The organism is Amycolatopsis alba DSM 44262, assembly GCF_000384215.1.
GTDB classification, from domain to species: Bacteria; Actinomycetota; Actinomycetes; order Mycobacteriales; family Pseudonocardiaceae; genus Amycolatopsis; species Amycolatopsis alba.
Window position 1 is genome coordinate 6,121,575 of sequence record NZ_KB913032.1, and the last position, 20,008, is coordinate 6,141,582.

20 protein-coding genes are annotated in these 20,008 nt (G+C 69.4%); 12 read left to right on the plus strand and 8 right to left on the minus strand.

The features are described 5' to 3' along the window. Positions 1-8 precede the first annotated feature (8 nt). From AMYAL_RS0128725 to AMYAL_RS0128750, 6 genes are all read left to right on the plus strand, one after another. Entirely contained in the window at positions 9-1,499 is a 1,491-nt protein-coding gene (locus AMYAL_RS0128725; RefSeq protein ID WP_026467541.1) for a 3-hydroxyacyl-CoA dehydrogenase, read from the plus strand. Beyond that, the gene (locus AMYAL_RS0128730) at positions 1,496-2,656 is read left to right on the plus strand and encodes an acyl-CoA dehydrogenase family protein (RefSeq protein WP_020634728.1); all 1,161 of its coding nucleotides are present in this window, start codon (positions 1,496-1,498) and stop codon (positions 2,654-2,656) included. Before AMYAL_RS0128725 ends, AMYAL_RS0128730 begins: the two co-directional genes overlap by 4 nt. A gap of 397 nt (positions 2,657-3,053) precedes the next feature. Next, positions 3,054-4,502 carry an alpha/beta hydrolase gene (locus AMYAL_RS0128735; protein ID WP_020634729.1) on the plus strand — a complete coding sequence of 483 codons (1,449 nt, stop codon included), beginning with the start codon at positions 3,054-3,056 and terminating at the stop codon, positions 4,500-4,502. A gap of 95 nt (positions 4,503-4,597) precedes the next feature. Further along, complete coding sequence (locus AMYAL_RS0128740; RefSeq protein WP_020634730.1) at positions 4,598-5,791, plus strand: sensor histidine kinase; 1,194 nt, start codon at positions 4,598-4,600, stop codon at positions 5,789-5,791. Continuing rightward, a complete protein-coding gene (locus AMYAL_RS0128745; protein ID WP_026467542.1) occupies positions 5,788-6,441 on the plus strand; it encodes a response regulator in 654 nt (217 codons plus the stop codon). Before AMYAL_RS0128740 ends, AMYAL_RS0128745 begins: the two co-directional genes overlap by 4 nt. 43 nt (positions 6,442-6,484) lie before the next feature. Further along, positions 6,485-6,850 carry a VOC family protein gene (locus tag AMYAL_RS0128750; protein ID WP_020634732.1) on the plus strand — a complete coding sequence of 122 codons (366 nt, stop codon included), beginning with the start codon at positions 6,485-6,487 and terminating at the stop codon, positions 6,848-6,850. An 11-nt stretch (positions 6,851-6,861) separates the two neighbouring features. Here AMYAL_RS0128750 and AMYAL_RS0128755 read toward each other — a convergent pair whose 3' ends face one another. The 3 genes from AMYAL_RS0128755 to AMYAL_RS0128765 form a co-directional block, all read right to left on the minus strand. Next, positions 6,862-7,812, minus strand: a complete 951-nt coding sequence (locus AMYAL_RS0128755) for an aldo/keto reductase (RefSeq protein WP_020634733.1) — start codon at positions 7,810-7,812, stop codon at positions 6,862-6,864. An 89-nt stretch (positions 7,813-7,901) separates the two neighbouring features. Next, on the minus strand, positions 7,902-8,999 hold the full coding sequence (locus AMYAL_RS0128760) for a sensor histidine kinase (RefSeq protein WP_020634734.1): 1,098 nt from the start codon (positions 8,997-8,999) through the stop codon (positions 7,902-7,904). Next, positions 8,996-9,646, minus strand: coding sequence for a response regulator (locus tag AMYAL_RS0128765; protein ID WP_020634735.1), 651 nt, complete (start codon positions 9,644-9,646; stop codon positions 8,996-8,998). The genes AMYAL_RS0128760 and AMYAL_RS0128765 overlap by 4 nt, the downstream gene beginning before the upstream one ends. 180 nt (positions 9,647-9,826) lie before the next feature. Here AMYAL_RS0128765 and AMYAL_RS0128770 point away from each other — a divergent pair, with 180 nt between their 5' ends. Next, positions 9,827-10,630 carry a BPL-N domain-containing protein gene (locus AMYAL_RS0128770; protein ID WP_245193111.1) on the plus strand — a complete coding sequence of 268 codons (804 nt, stop codon included), beginning with the start codon at positions 9,827-9,829 and terminating at the stop codon, positions 10,628-10,630. Between the two features lie 41 nt (positions 10,631-10,671). Beyond that, on the plus strand, positions 10,672-11,220 hold the full coding sequence (locus AMYAL_RS0128775; RefSeq protein WP_051137709.1) for a helix-turn-helix transcriptional regulator: 549 nt from the start codon (positions 10,672-10,674) through the stop codon (positions 11,218-11,220). A 19-nt stretch (positions 11,221-11,239) separates the two neighbouring features. Here the strand turns inward: AMYAL_RS0128775 and AMYAL_RS0128780 are convergent, their stop codons facing one another. Beyond that, positions 11,240-11,836, minus strand: coding sequence for a TetR family transcriptional regulator (locus tag AMYAL_RS0128780; protein WP_020634738.1), 597 nt, complete (start codon positions 11,834-11,836; stop codon positions 11,240-11,242). 92 nt (positions 11,837-11,928) lie between these two features. Between AMYAL_RS0128780 and AMYAL_RS0128785 the strand changes: the two genes are divergently transcribed. After that, positions 11,929-12,864 (plus strand): zinc-binding dehydrogenase, encoded by a 936-nt coding sequence (locus AMYAL_RS0128785; RefSeq protein ID WP_020634739.1) that lies wholly within the window; start codon positions 11,929-11,931, stop codon positions 12,862-12,864. A 6-nt stretch (positions 12,865-12,870) separates the two neighbouring features. Here the strand turns inward: AMYAL_RS0128785 and AMYAL_RS0128790 are convergent, their stop codons facing one another. The 4 genes from AMYAL_RS0128790 to AMYAL_RS46280 all read right to left on the minus strand — a co-directional run bounded on the left by AMYAL_RS0128790 (position 12,871) and on the right by AMYAL_RS46280 (position 16,189). Further along, entirely contained in the window at positions 12,871-13,233 is a 363-nt protein-coding gene (locus AMYAL_RS0128790) for a VOC family protein (protein WP_020634740.1), read from the minus strand. Positions 13,234-13,398: 165 nt separating this feature from the next. Next, positions 13,399-14,145: an FkbM family methyltransferase gene (locus tag AMYAL_RS0128795; protein WP_020634741.1), complete on the minus strand. Its 747-nt coding sequence runs from the start codon at positions 14,143-14,145 to the stop codon at positions 13,399-13,401. Positions 14,146-14,258: 113 nt separating this feature from the next. Further along, a complete protein-coding gene (locus AMYAL_RS0128800) occupies positions 14,259-14,915 on the minus strand; it encodes a response regulator (protein ID WP_020634742.1) in 657 nt (218 codons plus the stop codon). Continuing rightward, complete coding sequence (locus tag AMYAL_RS46280) at positions 14,912-16,189, minus strand: sensor histidine kinase (RefSeq protein ID WP_209447251.1); 1,278 nt, start codon at positions 16,187-16,189, stop codon at positions 14,912-14,914. The genes AMYAL_RS0128800 and AMYAL_RS46280 overlap by 4 nt, the downstream gene beginning before the upstream one ends. A gap of 10 nt (positions 16,190-16,199) precedes the next feature. Between AMYAL_RS46280 and AMYAL_RS0128810 the strand changes: the two genes are divergently transcribed. The 3 genes from AMYAL_RS0128810 (at position 16,200) to AMYAL_RS0128820 (ending at position 20,005) form a co-directional block, all read left to right on the plus strand. Beyond that, on the plus strand, positions 16,200-17,252 hold the full coding sequence (locus AMYAL_RS0128810) for an alpha/beta hydrolase (protein WP_167336160.1): 1,053 nt from the start codon (positions 16,200-16,202) through the stop codon (positions 17,250-17,252). Positions 17,253-17,624: 372 nt separating this feature from the next. After that, entirely contained in the window at positions 17,625-17,960 is a 336-nt protein-coding gene (locus AMYAL_RS0128815; RefSeq protein WP_143267721.1) for a lactococcin 972 family bacteriocin, read from the plus strand. Positions 17,961-18,028: 68 nt separating this feature from the next. Continuing rightward, a complete protein-coding gene (locus tag AMYAL_RS0128820; RefSeq protein WP_020634746.1) occupies positions 18,029-20,005 on the plus strand; it encodes a hypothetical protein in 1,977 nt (658 codons plus the stop codon). The last annotated feature ends 3 nt before the right edge of the window (positions 20,006-20,008 follow it).

Genomic DNA, 20,008 nt, shown 5'->3' on the forward strand with positions numbered 1-20,008 from the left:
GAGTGAACATGCGGATCAGGATCATCGGAACCGGCGTGATGGGCCGGGGGATCGCCCAGTGGGCGGCGACCGCCGGGCATACCGTCGAACTCGCCGACGCCAGGCCGGAGGCGGTCGGCGAGGCGATCGACTTCGTCGGGCAGCTGCTCGACCGCGCTGTCGTCAAGGGGCGCATGACGGAAGCCGAGTCGGGCGCCGTTCGCGCCAGGCTCGTGCCGTTGGACGCGGTTTCGGCGCCGGGTGACGATGTGGACCTGGTGATCGAGGCCGTCCGCGAAGACCTCGACACCAAGGCCGCCCTCTTCGGTGAGCTGGAGGCGGTGCTGCCGTCCACGACGATCTTCGCGACGAACACGTCCTCGCTGCCGGTCACCCGGATCGCCGCGACACTGGCCGATCCGTCGCGGCTGGCCGGGCTGCACTTCTTCAACCCGGTACCGCTGATGAAGATCGTCGAGGTGGTGCCGGGTGCGGCCACCCGCCCCGGCATTCCCGGCGTACTGGCCGAACTGGTGCACGCGTCCGGCCACCATGCGGTGACGGTCGCCGACACCCCCGGCTTCCTGGTCAACCACGCGGGGCGCGGGCTGGTCACCGAGGCGTTCGCTTTGCTGGAGGACTCCGCCGCCGAACCGGTGGTGATCGACCGGATCGCTCGTGATGTCCTCGGCCTGCGGATGGGCCCGTTCGAACTGATGGACCTGACCGGCCTCGACGTCACGGCCGCCGTCATCGACTCGATCTGGACCGGGTTCCGGCACTCCGACCGGCTGCGGCCCTCGTTCCTCACCCCGAACCGGGTGGCAGCCGGCCTGTTCGGCCGCAAGAGCGGCCGCGGGTTCTACGACCACCGGCCCGGCGCCGAGGCCACCCCGGAAGCAGCCGTCGTCGCCACCGAGTGTCCACTGTGGATCGCCGGTTCGGGACCGGACGCCGAGGCCTTGCGCGCGGCGCTACCGGCGGCGTCGGACGAGCTGACTTCCGACGCAGTTGTGCTGGTGCCGACCTGGGGCACCACGGTTTCGGCGGAGATCGCCGCGCACGGGCTGCCCGCGTCCCGCACCTTCGGCGTCGATCCGCTTTCGCTGACCACCCGCCGCCGGGTGCTGGCGGTGACACCGGCGTCGGACCCGGACGCGGTCCATGCGGCCGTCGGCGCCTTGGGCGCGGAAGCGGTGTCGGTGGTGCGGGACACCGCCGGTTCGATCGCCCAGCGGCTGCTCGCGTCGATCGTCTCGGTCGCGGCGTCGATCGCGGAACGTTCGCTGGCCGCACCGGAGGACATCGACTTGGCCGTCACGGCCGCGCTCGGCTATCCGGCCGGACCGCTCGCCTGGGGTGATCGCGTCGGAGCCGTCCGCCTGCTCGAACTCCAGAACCGGCTGCACGAGAGCACCGGTGACCCGCGCTACCGGCCGACGCGCTGGCTGCGGGAACGAGCAGAACTCGGCCTGCCCTTGACCGCATCCGCCTACCCGCTGGAGAAGGAAGCATCGTGATTTCACCGGATTTCGGCCTCGCCGAGACACAGCGCGACATCCGCGCCATGGCCGCGCGGTTCGTCGACGAGGAGATCGCCCCGCACGCGGCGGAATGGGATCGTGCCGAACAGGTCGATCGCGGCATCGTGAAACGCTTGGGAGAGCTGGGTTTCCTCGGCTTGATGGTCCCCGAGACCTACGGCGGGGTGGACGCGGACATGCTGTCCTACGTCCTGGTGACCGAGGAACTGGGGCGCGGCGATTCCGCGGTGCGCGGGATCGTGTCGGTGTCGCTTGGTCTGGTCACCAAGACCATCGTGACGCACGGGACGGACGAGCAGCGGGCAGAGTGGCTGCCCCGCCTCGTCAGCGGCGACGCACTCGGCTGCTTCGCCCTCACCGAGCCGGGCACCGGTTCCGACGCGGCGTCGGTCAGCACCCGCGCCACCCGCGACGGCGGCGACTGGATCCTCGACGGCGGAAAGATGTTCATCACCAACGGAACCTGGGCGCAGGTGGCGCTGACCTTCGCCCGTACCAGCGAACGCGGCCTCACCGCCTTCCTGGTGCCGACCGACTCGCCGGGCCTGACCGCGCGGGAGATCCACGGCAAGCTCGGCCTGCGCGGCCAGGCGACCGCGGAGCTGACCTTCGACGGCGTGCGCGTGCCCGATTCGGCACGGCTGGGCGAGGTCGACCGCGGTCTGGGGATCGCGCTGGGAGCGCTGTCCCGCGGCCGGATTTCGGTCGCGGCAGGCGCTGTCGGGCTGGCGCAGGCCGCCGTGAACGCCGCCGTGCGGTATTCCACCGAACGCACCCAGTTCGGCCGCCCGATCGCGTCGTTCCAGCTGGTGCAGGAACTGCTCGCCGATTCCGCGGTGGACGTCCGCGCCGCCCGCCTGCTGACCCACCACGTGGCGCGGATCGCCGATTCCGGTGTCTCGCCGAAGGATTACGCGACCGACGCGTCCATCGCGAAGTACCACGCGAGCGAGGCCGCGGTGCGCGTCAGCAACAACTGTCTCCAGGTCTTCGGCGGCTACGGGTTCATCGACGAGTTCCCGGTCGGCAAGTACCTGCGCGACGCCCGTGTGCTGACCTTGTACGAAGGCACCAGCCAGGTGCAGAAGCTGTTGATCGGCCGCGACCTGACCGGTGTGAACGCGATGCTCTGACCGCTGCCCCTCGTGAGTGGTAAAGGCGGTTCTATCTTGAGAGGTAAGGCAAACGTGTCGTGCCGTTGGGGGCGACCTGGGATCGGGTGACTCGACGTCATGTCTTGAAGGCCCCCTGTGGGACGGTCAACGTCCTGAAGGCCCCCTTTGGGACATCCTGAAGCACGGCGCGGGGGCACCCGAACCCGGCAGGGCTTGACGCGAAGGATGCCTTCACGGACTCGCCGCCCGCCAGGACACGTTTGACTTACCCCTCTCTAACCGCCCTAGCCACTCACGAGGCCTAGTCCTTTTGGCCGACCAAAGGCGGTGGCGGAACCATTCGCGCGCTCGATGTGCGTTCACCGTCCGGTGAACAGGATGGAGATTCGCCAACAGATCGGAAGAGGGGTCTCGGATGAGGAAGACGTGGTCCATCGCGCTCGCGATCGCCATCCTGGCGGCGGCAGCGGCCGCCGCGGCACCGGCCGGAGCGGAGACGGAGACGGTGCGGTGGGGGCCGTGCCCAGCGGACGCCTCGGCGCCCGGCCTGGAGTGTTCGACGATCAAGGTCCCGCTCGACTACCAGGATCCCGGTGGCAGGCAGATCGACATCGCGATCTCCCGGCTGCCGAGCAAGAACCCCGCGCAGCGTCGCGGGGTGCTGCTGACCAATCCGGGCGGTCCGTCGTCCGGGCTGAAGTTCCCCGCCGAACTGACGGCGGCGAAGATGCCGCAAAGCGTGCTGGACAGCTACGACCTGATCGGGTTCGACCCGCGGGGGATCGGGCACAGCACCCCGGTGACCTGTGACCTGACGCCGGAGCAGAGCGCGGTGGGCAACGTCCCGCCGTACGCGCGTGACGCCGCCGACGTCACGAAGCGGGCCGAGCAGTCGAAGGCCATCGCGCGGCAGTGCGCCACTTCGAAGACGGCGGGGATGCTGCCGCACGTCAGCACGGCGAACACCGCGCGGGACATGGACCGCATCCGGGCCGCGCTGGGCGAACCGAAGATCTCCTTCGCGGGCTACTCGTGGGGGACTCACCTCGGCGCCGTGTACACCACGCTGTACCCGCAGCGCAGCGACCGGATCATGCTCGACAGCAACGTCGGCCCGGACGGCTGGGACTACGCGAACGACCGGATCTACGCCCAGGGCTTCGACGACCGTTTCCCGGACTTCGCCAAGTTCGCCGCCGCCCACCCCGAATACGGGCTCGGCACCACCCCGGAGGAGATCACCGCGAAGTACTTCGACCTCGCCGCACGGCTGGACAAAGCCCCGGTCCGTGACATCGACGGCCCGACGTTCCGGATGCTCACGTGGGGTTTCCTCTTCAGCGACGCGGGGATGCCGCTCGTCGGCAAGATCTGGCAGGCGCTCGACAACGACCAGCCGCTCCCGCCGATGGGTCCTGGCGAAGTACCCGGCGTGGAGAACCTGGTCTCCGGCCGCTATTACATGATCTGCAACGATTCCCGCTGGCCCGGCTCGGTCGGAACCTATCAGCGCACCGTGGCGATCGACCGGCTCCGCCATCCGATGTTCGGCGCCGCCGGGGCCAACGTCCAGCCGTGCGCGTTCTGGCCCGCGCCGACCGAGCCGCCGGTGCGCGTCGGTGACCGGGGTCCGTCCAACGTCCTCATGCTGCAGAACCGGCGTGACCCGGCGACCCCGCTGGCGGGTGCCGAGAAGCTGCGGCACGCGTTCGGCGACAGGGCGCGCATGGTCACCGTCGACGCGGGCGGGCACGGCGTCTATCCCTACGTCGGCAACAAATGCGCCGACACGGTGGCGACCACGTTCCTGACCACGGGACAGCGCCCGGAGCACGACCTGAAGTGCGCGGCCGAACCACGATGACCACCGGGACGCCGGGTGCCGTCGGCGCATCCGGCGTCTCCACGGCCGCTGAGGCATGATGATCACCGGACCCGCGAACCAGGAAGGACGGCCGCGTGCTTCCGACCGCCGCACCACCACCCGTCCGCGGTCTGGTGATCGCCGAGGTCGTGGTGCTGGCCGGATTGAACATCGAACAGCTGGTGCGCCGCCTGATCGTGCCCGGTCCGGCCCCGGCGGGCGAGGTGCTCTACTTCGCGTCCGGTCTGCTGCTGGGTGTGCTCGCGTTGCTGCGACGCCGTTTCCCGGCACGGACGGCGGCGCTGACCACGTCGGGGATCGCGCTTTCGCTGGTCTGCAGCGCGGCGGGATTCCTGAGCCGGCCGGCCGCGGAGGTCAGCGGTGACACGGAGGCGGTGGCGCTGGCGGTGCTGGTCGGGGCGGCATGCCACCGGCTGCCGCGTGGTCACGCCGCCGTGCTCGCGGTGCTCGGCGGGCTGACCATGGCCGGGGCTCCGGTCCTGCGCTTCGGCGGTACGTCCACGACGCTGACCGTCGCGGTGGTGTGGGCTTTGCTGTGGGGCTGCAGTGTCATCGTCGGGCTGATCCTCCGGGACGGCGACGCCCGTCGCGAAGCGGCGCTGGCCGCGACCCGTGACCGGGAACGACTCGCGCTGGCAAGGGAACTGCACGATCTGGTGGCGCACCACATCACCGGGGTCGTGGTCCGCACCCAGGCCGCGGGCGTCGTACTGGCGGACGGGCCGGAACACGATCTGATCAAGGAGATCGAGCAGGCGGGCGCGGAAGCCCTCGGCGCGGTACGGCGGCTGGTCATGATGTTGCGCAGCCCCGAACTCGCGTCGCAGGTCACCGTGGGCGGCTTGGTGGAGACCATCGAAGCGGCGGTCGGCGACGACGAGGGGGTCACGGTGCTGCTGGCGGACGGGCTCGAGGATCTCGCGGTCGCACCGGAAACGGTGTCCACCGTCCACCGGGTGGTTCTCGAATCGCTGAACAACGTGCGCAGGCACGCGCCCGACGCCCGCCGGGTCACCGTCGTGGTCGAGCCCGCCGACGACCGCCGGTGTCTCCGGGTCGAGGTCGGCAACGACGGGCTCCGGCCCGGCAGGGTGCGGCGCTCGCCGGGCGGCTACGGCCTGATCGGGATGGCCGAGCGGATCTCGGCGCTGGACGGCACGCTGACCGCCGGGGGACACGGGGAACGCGGCTGGCGGGTCCTCGCCGAACTGCCGCTGCCGGGCGGGGTGTCGGCCACCGCCGCACCGGAAAGGGGATCCGCGCGGTGACACTGCGAGTGCTGCTGGCCGACGACCAGGCCTTGGTACGCACGGGATTCCGGCTGATCCTGGAGCGGGTGCCAGGGCTGGAAGTCGTCGGCGAGGCGCAGAACGGAGAGCAGGCGGTCGAGCTGGCCAAGCGGCTGCGCCCGGACGTCACGCTGATGGACATCCGCATGCCGCTGGTCGACGGTCTCGCGGCCACCCGGCGGCTGGCCGGTCCCGACGTCGAAGATCCGTTGCGCGTCTTGGTCGTCACCACTTTCGATCTCGACGAACTGGTGCACGAGGCCCTGTGCGCCGGGGCCTGCGGTTTCCTGCTGAAGGACGCCGGTCCGGGGCTGCTGGTGGAGGCGGTGCACGCGGCGGCGAACGGTGAAGCCCTGGTCTCGCCGTCGATCACCACCCGGCTGCTGGCCCATTTCACCGCCACGTCGGCCAAACGCCGCGCCCGCCGTGCCGATCCCGCGCTGACCCACCGCGAACTGGAAGTCGTCAAAGCCGTCGCGCGCGGCCGGACGAACGCCGAGATCACCGGCGAGCTGACGATCTCCCTGTCGACGGTGAAGACCCATCTCGCGTCGATCCAGCGCAAGATCGCGGCCCGCAACCGCACCGAAATCGCCGTGTGGGCCTGGGAATCCGGCCTCGTGCGCTGAGATGTCCCGCCGTCGGCGGGGTGAAAACCGCTACGGTCGCCTCATGAGCGAGAACGCGAAGAACGAGCCTGCCAGGATCGGGAACGTGCTGCACCCGGTGCCGGATGTCGACGCCGCCGTCCGGTTCTACTCGACCGCCCTCGGCCTGGAAACGAAATTCGTGGACGGAGACCGCTACGCGGCCCTCGACGCGGGCGGCACCACACTGGCTCTCGCCGGCCCCGCCGAGGACGTCACCGGTGGGGTGCCCGCGGCCTCGTTCAAGGTGCCCGACGTGGCCGCCGCGGTGGCCGCCGTCGTGGCGGGCGGCGGATCCGTCGTCCGGGAACCGGAACGCGGCCCGCACGAGGTCCGGGCCGTGGCGCGCGATCCCTGGGGCACCACCGTCGTGCTCTACGGACCGCGATGAACGTGAGCTGATCAGGCCGAGGCGTCGGTCAGCGTCCGGCGTTCGGCGTCGGAAAGCCGCAGGTCGAACAGGGCGAGCAGGGCAGGCAACTGCCCGACCGTACGGGCCGAGGCGATCGGCGCGGTCACCGTGGGCTGCTGCGCGAGCCAGGCCACCGCGACGGTCGCCATCTCCACACCCCTGGCGGTCGCGACTTCTTCCAAGGCGGCCAGAACCTTCATGCCCCGCTCCGTATCGGCGTACCCGCCGGCGAGGCCGGGCAGATTGCGGATGTTCTCGACGGTCTGCCCCGGCCGGTACTTGCCGGTCAGGAAGCCGGAAGCGAGAGCGAAATACGGGACGCAGGCCAGCCCTTCGCGCCGGACGATGTCCCGCCGCTCGCCTTCGTAAGTGTCGCGCGAGACGAGGTTGTACTGCGGCTGAAGCGCGGCGTAGCGGGCGAGGCCCTCTCGGTCGGAGAAAGCCAGCGAGGCGGCGAGGCGCTCCGGGCTGATGTTGGACGCCCCGAGCGTGCGGACCTTGCCTGCCTTCACGAGGTCGTCGAGCGCGGTGACGATGTCCTCGACCGGGACGGACTCGTCGTCGAAATGGGTGTAGTAGAGGTCGATGCGGTCGGTGCCCAGCCGTCGCAGGGACTCCTCGGCGGCGGCCTTGATGTTCGCCGGTGCGAGACCCTTGAACCGTGGGTGGTCGCCGACCTTGGTGGCCACGACCACGTCGTCGCGGTTACGGCGGGCGGCGAGCCACTTGCCGATGATGGTCTCGGACTGGCCTGCCTCGTTACCGGGGAAGTGGTACATGTACGCGTCGGCGGTGTCCACGAAGTTGCCGCCCGCGCGGTGGTAGGCGTCGAGAACCGCGAACGATCCCGCTTCGTCGGCTGTCCAGCCGAACACGTTCCCGCCCAGGCACAACGGGGAAACGAGGAGATCGGACGACGCGAGCGGGCGAAGGGTGACCATGACCGGTCCAAGCCCGCGCTTCGTGTCCGCATTCCTCGATCGAAAGGGGATTGCCCGTCTGTCGCGGCAGGGTTGTCCGAAAGTCCCTGTCAGGAGTCCACGCTGCTTCGCTGACCGGCGATGGGCAACCGCAACCGCAGGCGGAAGCCGCCGTCGGGGTCGGCGCCGGTGACCACGGTGCCGCCCAGCAACGCCGCGCGTTCCCGCAGCCCGAGCAGTCCGTGGCGGGCACTGGGCAGCGCCAGCGTCGGCCGGGTCGCCGCGGTGTTGCTGACGGTCACCGTGAGATCGGCGCCGTCGTGCGCGATGTCCACGGTCGCCGTGCTTCCCGGCGCGTGTTTGCGCACATTGGTCAGTGCTTCCTGGATGGTCCGGTAGATCGTGCGCTGGACGGCCGTGTCGATGCCGTCCGGCGCCGTTCCGGTCCGTCGCGTCTCGATCCCGCTCCCGGCGATCAGGCGGTCGAGGTCGGACAGCGTCGGCTGGGGCATCAGCTCGGTGGTGGAACTGCCCGAAGCACGCAGCAGGTTCACCATGTGGCGGAGTTCGTCGAGGGTGTCGACCGACAACCTGCGGACGTTCTCGGCGGTGGCTTTCGCGGCCGGGTCCGCGGTCGAAACGCTGAGCGCGCCCGCCTGCACGGCGATCAGGCTGACCTGATGCGAAACGACGTCGTGCATTTCGCGGGCCAGCTGGGTGCGTTCCTTGGCGAGGACCGCCTGGGCGTCCAGGATCCGTTCGTGTTCGCGGGCCTGCCGGATTTCGTCCAGCCGCAGGGTGAGTTCGCGCTGGGTGTGCACCAGCCTGCCGAGGAAGATCGGCGCGGCCGGGGTGATGACCGCGTAGATGACGGTGAGCACGTCGGTTTCCTCGAACCGCAGATCGAGGCCGGGGAACAGGTAGCCGGCGGTGGCCAGTACGCCGCATCCGACGAGCAGGCCACGGCTCGACCGCAGCAGTGCCACGGAGTAGAGCGCGATGAGCGTCGCGATGACCGAGCCCGAGATCGCGAGGGCGGGCAGGGTGACGGCGAAGACGAAGACTGGCCACCGGCGACGGAGCAGCAGGGTCCCCAGAGCCACCAGCGCGGCGCCGAACGCCAGCGGCTCGGCCCGCCCCAGCCCCGCGTCGATCGCGGCGACGGCGATCAACCCGGCGTCGACGAGCAGCGGGCGCACCCGGTTCACGAGCGGCCGTCGCCGTTGCTCAGCAAACCGGCCTGCTGCGCCACCAGGGCGGCCTGGACGCGGGTGGTGACGCGGAGTTTCGTGAGGATGGCGGACACGTGATCCTTGACCGTGCCGACACTCAGATGGATCCGCGCGGCGATGTCCGCGTTGGACAACCCGTCCGTGATGAGCACGAGCACCGCGCGCTCGCGTTCGGACAGCACGCTGACCTGCGCGGCCGCCGACGAGCCCGCCCCCGACTCGAGATAGCCGTCGACGACGGTGCGCGTGACCTTGGGGGAGAGCACCACGCCACCGGCGGCCAGCGTCCGGACGAAATGCGCGAGCAGGTCGGGGGCGGTGTCCTTGAGCAGGAACCCGGCCGCGCCCGAGCGCAACGCGGTCGCGATGTATTCGTCGGAGTCGAAGGTCGTCAGCATCGCCACGGCCGGCGCTTTCCGCAGGCCACGCAGATGCCGCAGGACGGTGAGCCCGTCGACGTCGGGCATCCGGATGTCGAGCAGCACGACGTCGGGGCCGTGCAGGCCGATCTCCTTGACCGCCTCGGCACCGGTCACGGTCGCGACGACCTCGATGTCGCCCGCGGCCTCCAGGATGAGGCGGAACCCGGAGCGCACCAGCTCCTCGTCGTCGACGACCACCACTCGAATCATGCGCCCAGTCTCGTCGCACCCGGCCGGCGGGCACCACCCGAGGCGGGAAGGCCCGCACCCGCCGATCGGGTGGACGGCGGCAGCCGGTCGGCGGGTTGTTCGGGCCGGGTCGCCGGTGACGGCGTGCCCCCGCGTGCGCCGAGCATGGAAGGCGACGATAGGAGTGAAGCAGTGTCTGGAACAGATCCGAAGATCATCCCTTCGCCGAGCGGGCTGAGCCGACGACGGGTGCTTCTCGGCGCGCTGCCCGTCGCCGCTTTGCTGGCCGTCGGCTGCGGACGGCAGGCCCTCGGGGACGAAGTCGGTCGTAAGAGGCTCGCGCTGGTGTACAACGGTCCGCAGGGCTGCACGGAGTGCGCGCCGACGGTGGCGGCGTTGTTGCGCAAGGCGCCGCAACCGTTCGACGTCAAGTATGTGGGTCCCGGCACCGGGATTCCCCTCACCGCCGCCACGCTGGCCGAGGCGCAGTTGTACGTCCAGCCCGGCGGCGGTGCCGACCTGGAGCGGACCTGGCGGGATCTGCGTGGCTCCGCCCAGGTGGTGCGCGACTGGGTTCAGGCAGGCGGCAGCTACCTCGGCCTGTGCTTCGGCGGCTACCTCGCCGGAAGCGACCCTGGGTTCGGCCTGCTGCCCGGCGACAGCTACGGGTATGCCGGTTCCCCCGGCTCCACCGTCCCCGACGACCGTGACACCGTGCTGGAGGTGACATGGCGGGGCGAGTCCCGGCACATGTACTTCCAGGACGGCCCGGCTTTCCGCCTGAACGGGGGAGCGGACGCGACCGTCCTGGCGACCTACGACAACGGAGCCGCCGCCGTCGTCGTCGCCCCGTACGGCAAGGGCCGGGTCGGTGTCAGCGGACCCCATCCGGAGGCCGACGAGTCCTGGTACGAGGACGCGGGCCTGACCAACCCCGACGGTGTCCGCTTCGACCTCGCCCACGAACTGATCGACACGACGATCGGGCGGCCGTGAAAGTGCGGGTCTGTGCCCTGGACCCCCTCACGGCGGCCGGGATGGTCAGCTATCTCGGGTCCTGTGCGGACATGGAGGTCGTCGACGGCTCGCGGCACGATGAGGCCGACGTCGTCATCGCCGCGTTCGAAAGCCTTTCCGCCGCCGCGATCACGGCATTACGCCGGAGCGCGGGCAAACCGATCGTGCTGATGGTCGACCGGATCAGGGAAAGCGAGCTGCCGGTCGCGGCGGAGTGCCGGGTGGTCGCTCTCCTGCCGCGTGCGGCGGTGGCGGGCAAACAGTTGCCGGACGCCGTCCGGTTCGCCGCGGGCCTGCCGTCGAAACCGCTCGGCACGCTGATCGAGCAAGCCGAGCGATTCGACCGGGATTACCTCAGGACTCCCGAGCCCGCCGCGACTAACCTTTCCGAGCGTGAGACCGAAGTGCTGCGGTTGATGGCCGACGGGCTCGACACGAACGCGATCGCGGCGGCACTGTCCTATTCGGAACGGACGGTGAAGAACATCATCTACGCCATGACTTCCCGGTTGAAGCTGCGGAACCGGTCGCATGCGGTGGCGTACGCCTTGCGGACGGGAGCGATCTGAGGCGGCCGCGATTCCGGGGTCACGCTCGCAGGAGCAGGCTGTCCTTCATGGCGGAGAAGGCGCGCCGGACGTGGTCCGGCAGTTCGCCGGGAGCGCAGTCGGGCAACCATTCGTCCAGCGCGCACCGCCAGGTCGCCACGCAGAATTCGATGAGCATGCGGAGTTCGAGATCGCGTGGGTCGCCGAGCCGTCCCGCGACCTCCGTCTGGATCTCCGCGCAGTGCCGCAGGGAATGGCCGTTCAACGAGGCCGACTGGTCGATCAGCCGGAGCGTCGCGGGGAAGCGCTGGTACCAGTCGTCGTCCATCCGGTCCAAGGTGGTCAGAAGCGCATCGCGGAAAACGTCCACAAGCGACCCGGACTTCCCGGTTTCGTCCAGCGTGACAAGGAAATCGCTCCAGAGAAGCTTGACGGCGGTGAGGGCGACGTCCTCCTTCGAGCGGTAGTTGCGGAAGAAGGTCCGCCTCGACACTTCCACCGCCTCCAGCAGCGCGTCGAGAGGCGTGGCGTCGAAACCGCGCTCGCCGAACAGTGAGATCGCCGTTTCCGCCAGGGCCTGGCGAGTGCGCAGCTTCTTGCGCTCGCGCAGTGTCGCGGGCTCCCCGGAGGTCGTCATGGACCGAAGTCTAGCCGACCCGCCTCGGGCGAGCATATGCTTCAATGGAGCAAACGCCACACTGTGGCACTTTGAGCAGAGGAGACCAGATCGTGCGAGCACTCGTCGTCGACCACGCCGCGAAAGCCCATCTCTCGCTGGCCGACGTGGCCGATCCGGTTCCCGCGCCCGGCGAGGCGCTGGTCCGGGTGGAAGCGGTTTCGCTCAACTACGGCGAGGTCAAGGGCGCCACCGACCCTGGTACTCCGGACGGCGCCCTGATCGGATGGGACGCGGCGGGCGTGGTGGTCGAGGCGGCGGCCGACGGTTCGGGTCCCGCCGCCGGAACCCCGGTGGTCACGCTGGGCGCGACCGCGGGCTGGGCCGAGCTACGGGCGGTCCCGGCCACCCTGCTGGGTACCGTGCCGGACGGTGCGGACCTCGGCGCGGTCAGCACGATCCCCGTCGCCGGCCTGTCGGCGTTGCACGTGTTGCGCCGCCTGGGACCGCTCCTCGGCCGCCGGGTGATGATCACCGGCGCTTCCGGAGGCGTCGGCCGCTACGCTGTGCAGCTCGCGGCCCGCGCGGGCGCCGAAGTCGTCGCGATCAGCGGGAATCCCGCGATGGAGGACGGCCTTCGGGCGCTCGGCGCGCACGAGGTGCACGCCGACCCGGCTCACGTGGACCGGCCGGTGTCCGGGGTGCTGGAGAACGTCGGGGGACAGCAGCTCGTGGACGCTTTCGCCGCTGTCCAGGCCGGGGGCACGGTGGTGAGTGTCGGCCGCTCGTCCGGGGCGGACTCGGTCTTCCCCGCCGAAGCGTTGACACCGACCGACGGACGGCACGACCGGTCGATCCGCACCTTCTTCTTGCTGGCCGACCCGGCCGAAGACTTCTCCGCGGACCTGACCTGGCTCGCCGCCGAGATCGCCGCCGGTCGTCTCGATCCGGGGATCAGCATGCGAGCGGCATGGACCTCCCACGACGAGGCGGCCACGGCGCTGCTCGACCGCCGCCTGCACGGCAAAGCGGTGCTGGACGTCGTCTGAGCTGCTCTATTCGGCCTTGAAATGCGGGTTGTAAATCAGGCCGAGCAGACTGCCGTCGGGAGTGCGGACGATGGCGACCTTGATGCCCCCGCCGACTTCTTTGACTCCGGAATGTGAGGTCGCCCCGGCGGCGAGCAAGGCCTCTTCACTGGCCTCGGCGTCCTCGACTCCCCAGTAGGTGACCGGACCGGCTTCGGGGTCGCCGTCGGGATCGAGCGCGAGTTCGTAGCCGGCGACCGTGTACCCGACGTAGAACGGCTGGTCGAAGTACGGCTCGATGCCCAGCACCGAAGTCCACCACTTCTTGGCGGCCGCGAGATCCGGCGCCGGGTAGACGACGGTGCGAAGGCCGAGGAAATCAACGCTCATCCGAACCCCTCTGAGACAGGCGAAGATCCAAGTCTACGCCGAGTGCCTCGTGAGTGGTGCGGACGATTCTGACGGACTCGTATTTGCTTCCGGCCGTCAGGCGTGGGTGCGTTCGCAAGTCCGTGAAGGCCTCCTTGAGGGACTCTGAGTCCCTCAAGGAGGCCTTCACGGACTTGCCACCGTGGGGCGGAACAGATAGTTGTTCGTGTGCGGGCACACTCTGTCGGTCGGGTGCCAGCCGTTCCGCCAGGCGTACATGGTGTAGCCGCGGCACGTCAGCCAGTCCGCCACGTCATCCGCGGAGTAGTCGTATCGCGCGATATGCCGTGCTTCGATTTCGATGAGCATCGTCGGCCGGAACGTCTCGATGGTTTCCTGCCCGCCTTGCAGTACATGAAGTTCCCCGCCTTCGACGTCGATCTTGACGAAGTCGAGCCGGGTCAGCGCGGCGCTCGCGGCCAGGCCGTCGAGAGTGTCCACGTCCACGACGATGTCGGCGTGGTGCGGGAACTCGGAATTGGAGCCCAGGCCTTGGGTTTTCCAGGCCAGGAAGGAGCGGCTGGTGTCCGGTCCGGTGGTCCGGAACGGTACGCGCATCGTCGCTCGCCCCGGTTCGGCGCCCAGCGCCTTGGCGTGGCGGATCACGTTGGGCCGTTCCCACGCGCCGAGGACGCGGGACCACACCGGATGGGAGAAGGACAACGGTTCGACGCTGTGGACCAGTCCTGCCGGTCCGGCCAGACGGGACAGTGCCTGGCTGTACAGGCCTGCCGCCGAGCCGACGTCCACGCATACGTCGCCGGGCCTGATCAGGCCCGGCAGCGTGTGCAGTTCGGTTTCCAGGTAGGGCGTCCGGCGGGCCAGCAGGGTGGTCACGGCGGTGGTCAGCTTCGATCGGTCCAGGCGGGGCATCGGGTTCCTCTCTTCGGTCACCCCAAGGTGCCTGCCGGAGAACCTCGATACATCCGCCCGGCGACCACATCCGCGGTATCCCGCCGGCGTACGCCCGCGGGAGGACGTGGCGCCTAACGCGGCGGTGTCACCAAGCCCATCTCATAGGCGATGATGACCAGGTGGACGCGGTCGCGGGCGTCGAGCTTGGTGAACAGCCGCGCCACGTGTGCCTTGGCGGTGGCCACGGTGATGTACAGCTCCCCGGCGATCTCGCTGTTGGACCGGCCGAGACCGACCAGCGTCAGTACTTCGCGCTCCCGTCCGGTGATGCCGTCGGCCGACCGGCGCACCGGCGCGGGCTCGGGGCGGCCTGCGAAGTCCGCGATCAGGCGCCTGGTGACGCTCGGCGCAATGAGGGCGTCACCGGCGGCGACCACGCGGATCGCGCCGAGGATGTCGTCCAGCGCCATGTCCTTGACCAGGAAACCACCGGCGCCTGCTCGAAGGGCGCCGTAGACGGATTCGTCATCGTCGAAGGTCGTGAGCACGAGGACGTGTGGCGGGGAAGTCCCGGTGGTGATTCGCCGGGTGGCCTCGATGCCGTCCATCTCCGGCATCCGGATGTCCATCACCACCACGTCCGGGCATGCGGCATGGGCGAGCCGGACGGCTTCGGTGCCTGTCGCGGCCTCGCCGACCACGGTCAGGTCTTCGGTGTCCGCGATGAGCACGCGCAGGCCGCTGCGGATCAGCGGCTGATCGTCGGCGAGCACGACCCGGACCGTCATGGGACGCTCGCCGGGACCGGGATCCGGGCGGCTACCCGGAATCCGGCTTCGGGGCGGGGCCCGGCGGCGAACTCGCCGTTGAGCAGGGCGACCCGCTCGCGCATTCCGGGGATGCCGTAGCCGTCGCCGTGGAGACCGCCACGCCCGTCGTCGGTCACCTCGACGGTCAAGTCCTCGTCCTGCTGGTCGATGAGCACTTCGCACCGGTCGGTGCCGGCGTGCCGGGTCACGTTGGTGATCGCCTCCTGGATGATCCGGTACACGGACAGGTCGATGTCCGGCGGCAGCGGACGTCGAGCACCGCGCCACTCGACGGTCACGCGCACCCCGGCGTCGAGTGACCGCGCGACCAGGTCTTCGAGCTGCGCCAGGCCCAGCGGGGCGGTGCTGGGTCCGTCTTCCGGGCGGCGCAGCGCGCTGAGCATCCGGCGCAGGCCTGCCAGCGTGTCCCGGCTGGTGTTTTCGATGGTGCGCAACGCATCGCGGGCCTGCGCCTGCTGCGTTTCGATGACCCGGCTGCCCATGCCCGCCTGGAAGGCGATGGCGCCGATGCTGTGCGCGATCATGTCGTGCAGCTCCCTGGCGATCCGCAGCCGCTCCGCCTGGACCGCCAGGAGTTCGTCCTGAGCCCGCCGCGCGTCGCGGTACTGCCGCCGCTGGCGGATCGCGGTCCCGATCGCCCAGCCGCTGACGATCGCGAGCACGCACAGAACGGCGGTGGTTCCGAAATCGCCGGGCTGGAGTTCGAAGGCAGCGGCCACCGCGAGCTGGACGGCGAGCGCGAACGCGGCGGCCATGACCGAGGCCTTCAGGCGGTGAGTGGCCGCGATGCAGCCGACGGCGAGGTCGACGGTCACGATCTGGAGATACCGAAGGAATTGGTGCAACCCGGACGCGCTCGCGGGTGGCAGCGGCAGCAGTTCCACCGCCACCATCTCGACGAGCAGGACGCCCAGCGCCACCCACGGTTTCCTGCGCAGGACACCGAACGGCAAGGCCATGGCCAGTACCGGTACGGCGTCGAACGAGCCACGGAGCGTGATCCACGGGAACAGGAGGAGCGGAGACAGTACGAGCCCGGACCAGACGAGGACTGTCCTGGCCTTCGCCGGTCCCCGTGCGGGCGGCGACGGGTGCGGTTCGGCGGGCATGCGCCGATCGTAGCCAGCCGGTTTCCCGCCGGGCATCGGCCGGGGGACGTACGCCGACGGGCTACCCGCCGCCTTGGGCACTGTGATCGGCGGGCCGATGTCGCGCGCTCCTGGAATCGGCACCGTTTTCCGGGTGATCGAAAGCAACCGGCCTGGCCGTAAGAATCTCCTGGTCGTCATCACCGCCCTCGCGACCATGGCGGGCCCGTCGCCTGCGGCGCCTGGCGCGGTGCGGCTGACGCCGCCGCCGGGTATCGCCGCGTGGCTCGCCGACGATCGGCATCTGCCGGATCCCTTACAGGCAGAACCTGTTGCGGTCCAGAGCTTTCTGGCCGCCGTGAGCGCCGCCGGGCAGCGTGAACTGGTGACGCGGTATCCCGGAGTGATAGGCACGTTGGACGGCGCCGCGCCGTCGCTCCGGTATCTGGCGAACCACCAGGGGATGCGTGCGGCCGGGCCGCCGTACCAGGACCAGGAAGGGCAGATCCTGCTGTTCGACCCGCGCGGTAACGGGCGAGTGGCGCAGGTGTTCGGGGATCTGTCCACAGCCGACCGGATAGCCGTCTTGGTACCCGGCGTGGCCACGCGAGCGGACAACTTCTGGACCGGTGTCGGCGGAAAACGCCATCGGGCACCCGCGGTGCAAGCGGCCGATCTGTACGAAGCGGCCGGCAGGCAAGGCCGGTTCGCGGTGATCGCCTGGCTCGGTTACGACACTCCCGCCGGGGTGTCCATCTCCGCGGCACGCGAGGATTCGGCGCGCGCGGGTGCGGTGGCCTTGAAGCGGTTCATCGCCGGGCTCGCCACGATTCGCCCGGAAGCGACGATCGCGTTGCTGGGACACAGCTACGGGTCGACCGTGATCGGTCTGGCCGCCCGCGACCTGCCGGGGCAGGTGACCGATATCGCGGTGTTCGGCAGTCCGGGGATGGGGGTGGACAATGTGATCCGGTTGCGCACCACCGCGCGGGTCTGGGCCGGGCAGTCCACTGAGGACTGGATCCGGTGGGTGCCGGGCGTCCGGTTGTTCGGTCTCGGTCACGGCACGAAGCCCACGGCCCCGGCCTTCGGTGCCCGCGTCTTCGGCACGTCGGATGTGGCCGATCACGACCACTACCTGAGTCCCGGCACCGATTCGCTGGCCAACCTGACGAGTATCGCGCTGACCGGAACCGCTCGTCCGTGAAGGGCCCCTTCGCTACCGGCTGTCGATTCACCAAGCGTGCTCTCTGCGCACTACTCATTCAGGAATTCGAATCGGAAACAGCAGCGCTCGTCGTAGTGTGCGGCGTAAATTACGAAAAACGTAACCGGCTGAGGCCGGGACAAAAGCGCGTGTTACTGGTTTGTTACTCGTTCACGGGTTGTCTCGATCATGTGATGCTCGTAGCGTCCCTAGCGCGATTGGGGGCGGCGCGGGGGGTTCCGGGGTTTTCGCGAAGTGATCATGAATTCCGGGTCATGAAGCATATTCACTCTTTCGTGTTCTCCGATCGTTCGGATCCGAAAAATCGATGCCTGTTCAACGATGGGGAGTGTGTTCGGCATGGAATCGAAAATGGAGACGAAGAGGTTCAGAAGGGGACTGGCGGCGGCGATCATCGCCTCTGCCGGGTTCGTGGGCTTCGGCGTGGCGGCACCCAGTGCGATGGCCTGGCTGCACCCCGGCCCGACCACCCAGCACCCGTCGAGCGGCGGGACCTGGGAGTACGGCTTCTGGAACGTGAAGGTCCGCTCGTACTACACGGTGAACAAGTGCCACGGTTCCTCGGTGAAGCTCAACGGGGACCTGGTGCGCAGTGCCAACACCGCGTCGGGCCGGAAGTCCGTCGCGGAGAAGTACGCGGTCAACACCCCCGGTGCCGACGACGCCTACTACTACCGCACCTGCTGATCCGATGAGCGGCCGTACCCGGCCGTCGCGCGACGGCCGGGTACGGTCACGGGTCTTCGATCGGCGAAATGATCGAGAGGAAGCCGGTGCACAGAAAAGTGGTGGCCGCCGTCTCGGCGGTGCTGTTCGCGTTGCTGGCGGTCGCGGTGACGGTGCTGGCGACGATGCACGACCGGACCTACCCGCGGGAGCTCGGTGCGGAATCCGTCGTCACTCTCGATTTCGTCAATTCCGGCCTGTCCGACGCCGAGGCGATCGCCGGATTGGGGGATTTGAGCGACCGGCTGGGAATCGGCCTCGTCAAACTCGCCCCGGATCTCGGCGGGGATCAGTCGGGCCAGGTTTTCGTGAAGGTGGGATCACGGGGTGACCTGCCCGAGCGGATAAGCCGTTTCGGTGACGAAAGCGGCGCCGAGATCAGAAGCAAAGCGGCACTCGAGCACTCCTATGCGAGCGGGGAGTATCTGGTCACCGGTTCGACCGGCCAGCTGCCCGAGTTCCGGGAATGGCTGACGGCGCGTCAGGTGATCGCCCAGTGGAACGACAACGACCTCGGGACGACGCTGGAACTGGTGCTGCGGCAGGGAAGTTTCGTCATGAGCCTGCTCGCCGCCACCGCGTTGATGGCGTCGCTGGTCCTCTACTGGCTGTCGGTGAAGGCCAGAGGCCGGGCGCTCCGCGTGCTCGGCGGGGTCTCGGCCTCGCGTGTCCAGTACGAGGACCTGGTGGGCTTCCTCGGCTCGATGGTGCTGGCCGCCGTCGTCGTGGACGCGATCGCCGTGGTGTGTGTCGGGATCACCCAGGGCTGGACGTTCGCGCCGCTCTACGCGTCGATCCTGCTGCTGTTCGATGCCATCGTCGTCGGCTTGACGATGCTCTGCGCGCTCGCGATGTCGGTCGCTTCCAGGCCGCGTCCGGCGATGCTCGCCGAACGAGAACCCGCGGTCAGGTCACTGCGCACGGTTTCGGTGGTGCTCAAGGCGCTCATCTTCGTTCTGGTCCTGGCCGCGGTCGCGCCGGCGTACACGGCGTACGTGAACGCCCAGAGCACGGCCAAGCAACAGGCCCAATGGAAGTCCTTGGCCGACCAGGTCGCGCTGTCCTTTCCCGCGGCGATGGGCGAGAACGGCTTCCAGGGGATCATGGGCGCGGTGGGCGACGTGGTCCGCGACGCGGAACAGCGTCGCGATGTCGCGCTTTCCTACACCTGGGACCGGGAGGGACTGGAAGGTCTGGACATCGGATCCTACGACGCCGTGTCGATGGTCAGTGAGGGCTGGCTCCGGCTGATGCTGGACAAGGGAAACGGGTCGTCTTCCCGGTTGGCGCCGCTGGCGCTCGAACAGGTCCCCGAGGGTGCCCGGCAGTTCCTGGGGGAGAACCTGCCGCTGTGGTCGCGTCGTGGCTTGTCCGCCGCCGAGATGACGGGCGCGGTCTCCTTCCTGCATTTCTCGGAATCGGCGCAGCTGCCGCTGGCCCTGGCAGGGAACGGCCAGCTGGTGTTCCCGAAGGACGCGGTCATCGCGGTCGTCCCGGATCTGCACGGCCTGCTCAACGACGACTTCCTCGCTTCCGCCGCGTCCAGCCGGAATCTGGTGTTCACCGGGCTCGGCCCGACCCAGGCTTTGCTCGTGCAGCACGGGCTGCAGTACAAGGCGAACGTGAAGTACGCGGCCGAAGAAGGGATCCTGCTCGCTCAGTTCACCGCGTACTTCGCCTGGCTTCAAAGTGTTTCGCTGATCGCCCTCCTGGTGGCGCTGGTGGTCTCGTCCCTCATCGCGGCGTTCATCGTGGCGGTGCTGCGGGCTCGCCGGGACTTCCCGCTGCGGCTTTCGGGACAACGCTGGCCGGAGATACTGGCCGGGCGGGTCGCTCCGGAATGGCTCGTCGGCGCGGCGCTGGCCTTCATGGTCATCCTGCTTCGCGGCGGTGAAGGTGCCTTGGTCGCGGCGATCGCGGCGATCCTGTGCCTGCTCGCGTCACCGGTCGCGCATCTGCTGGCGACTCGCTGGACCTTCGCCGAAGTCCGGCGGCGCTCACTGTAGACG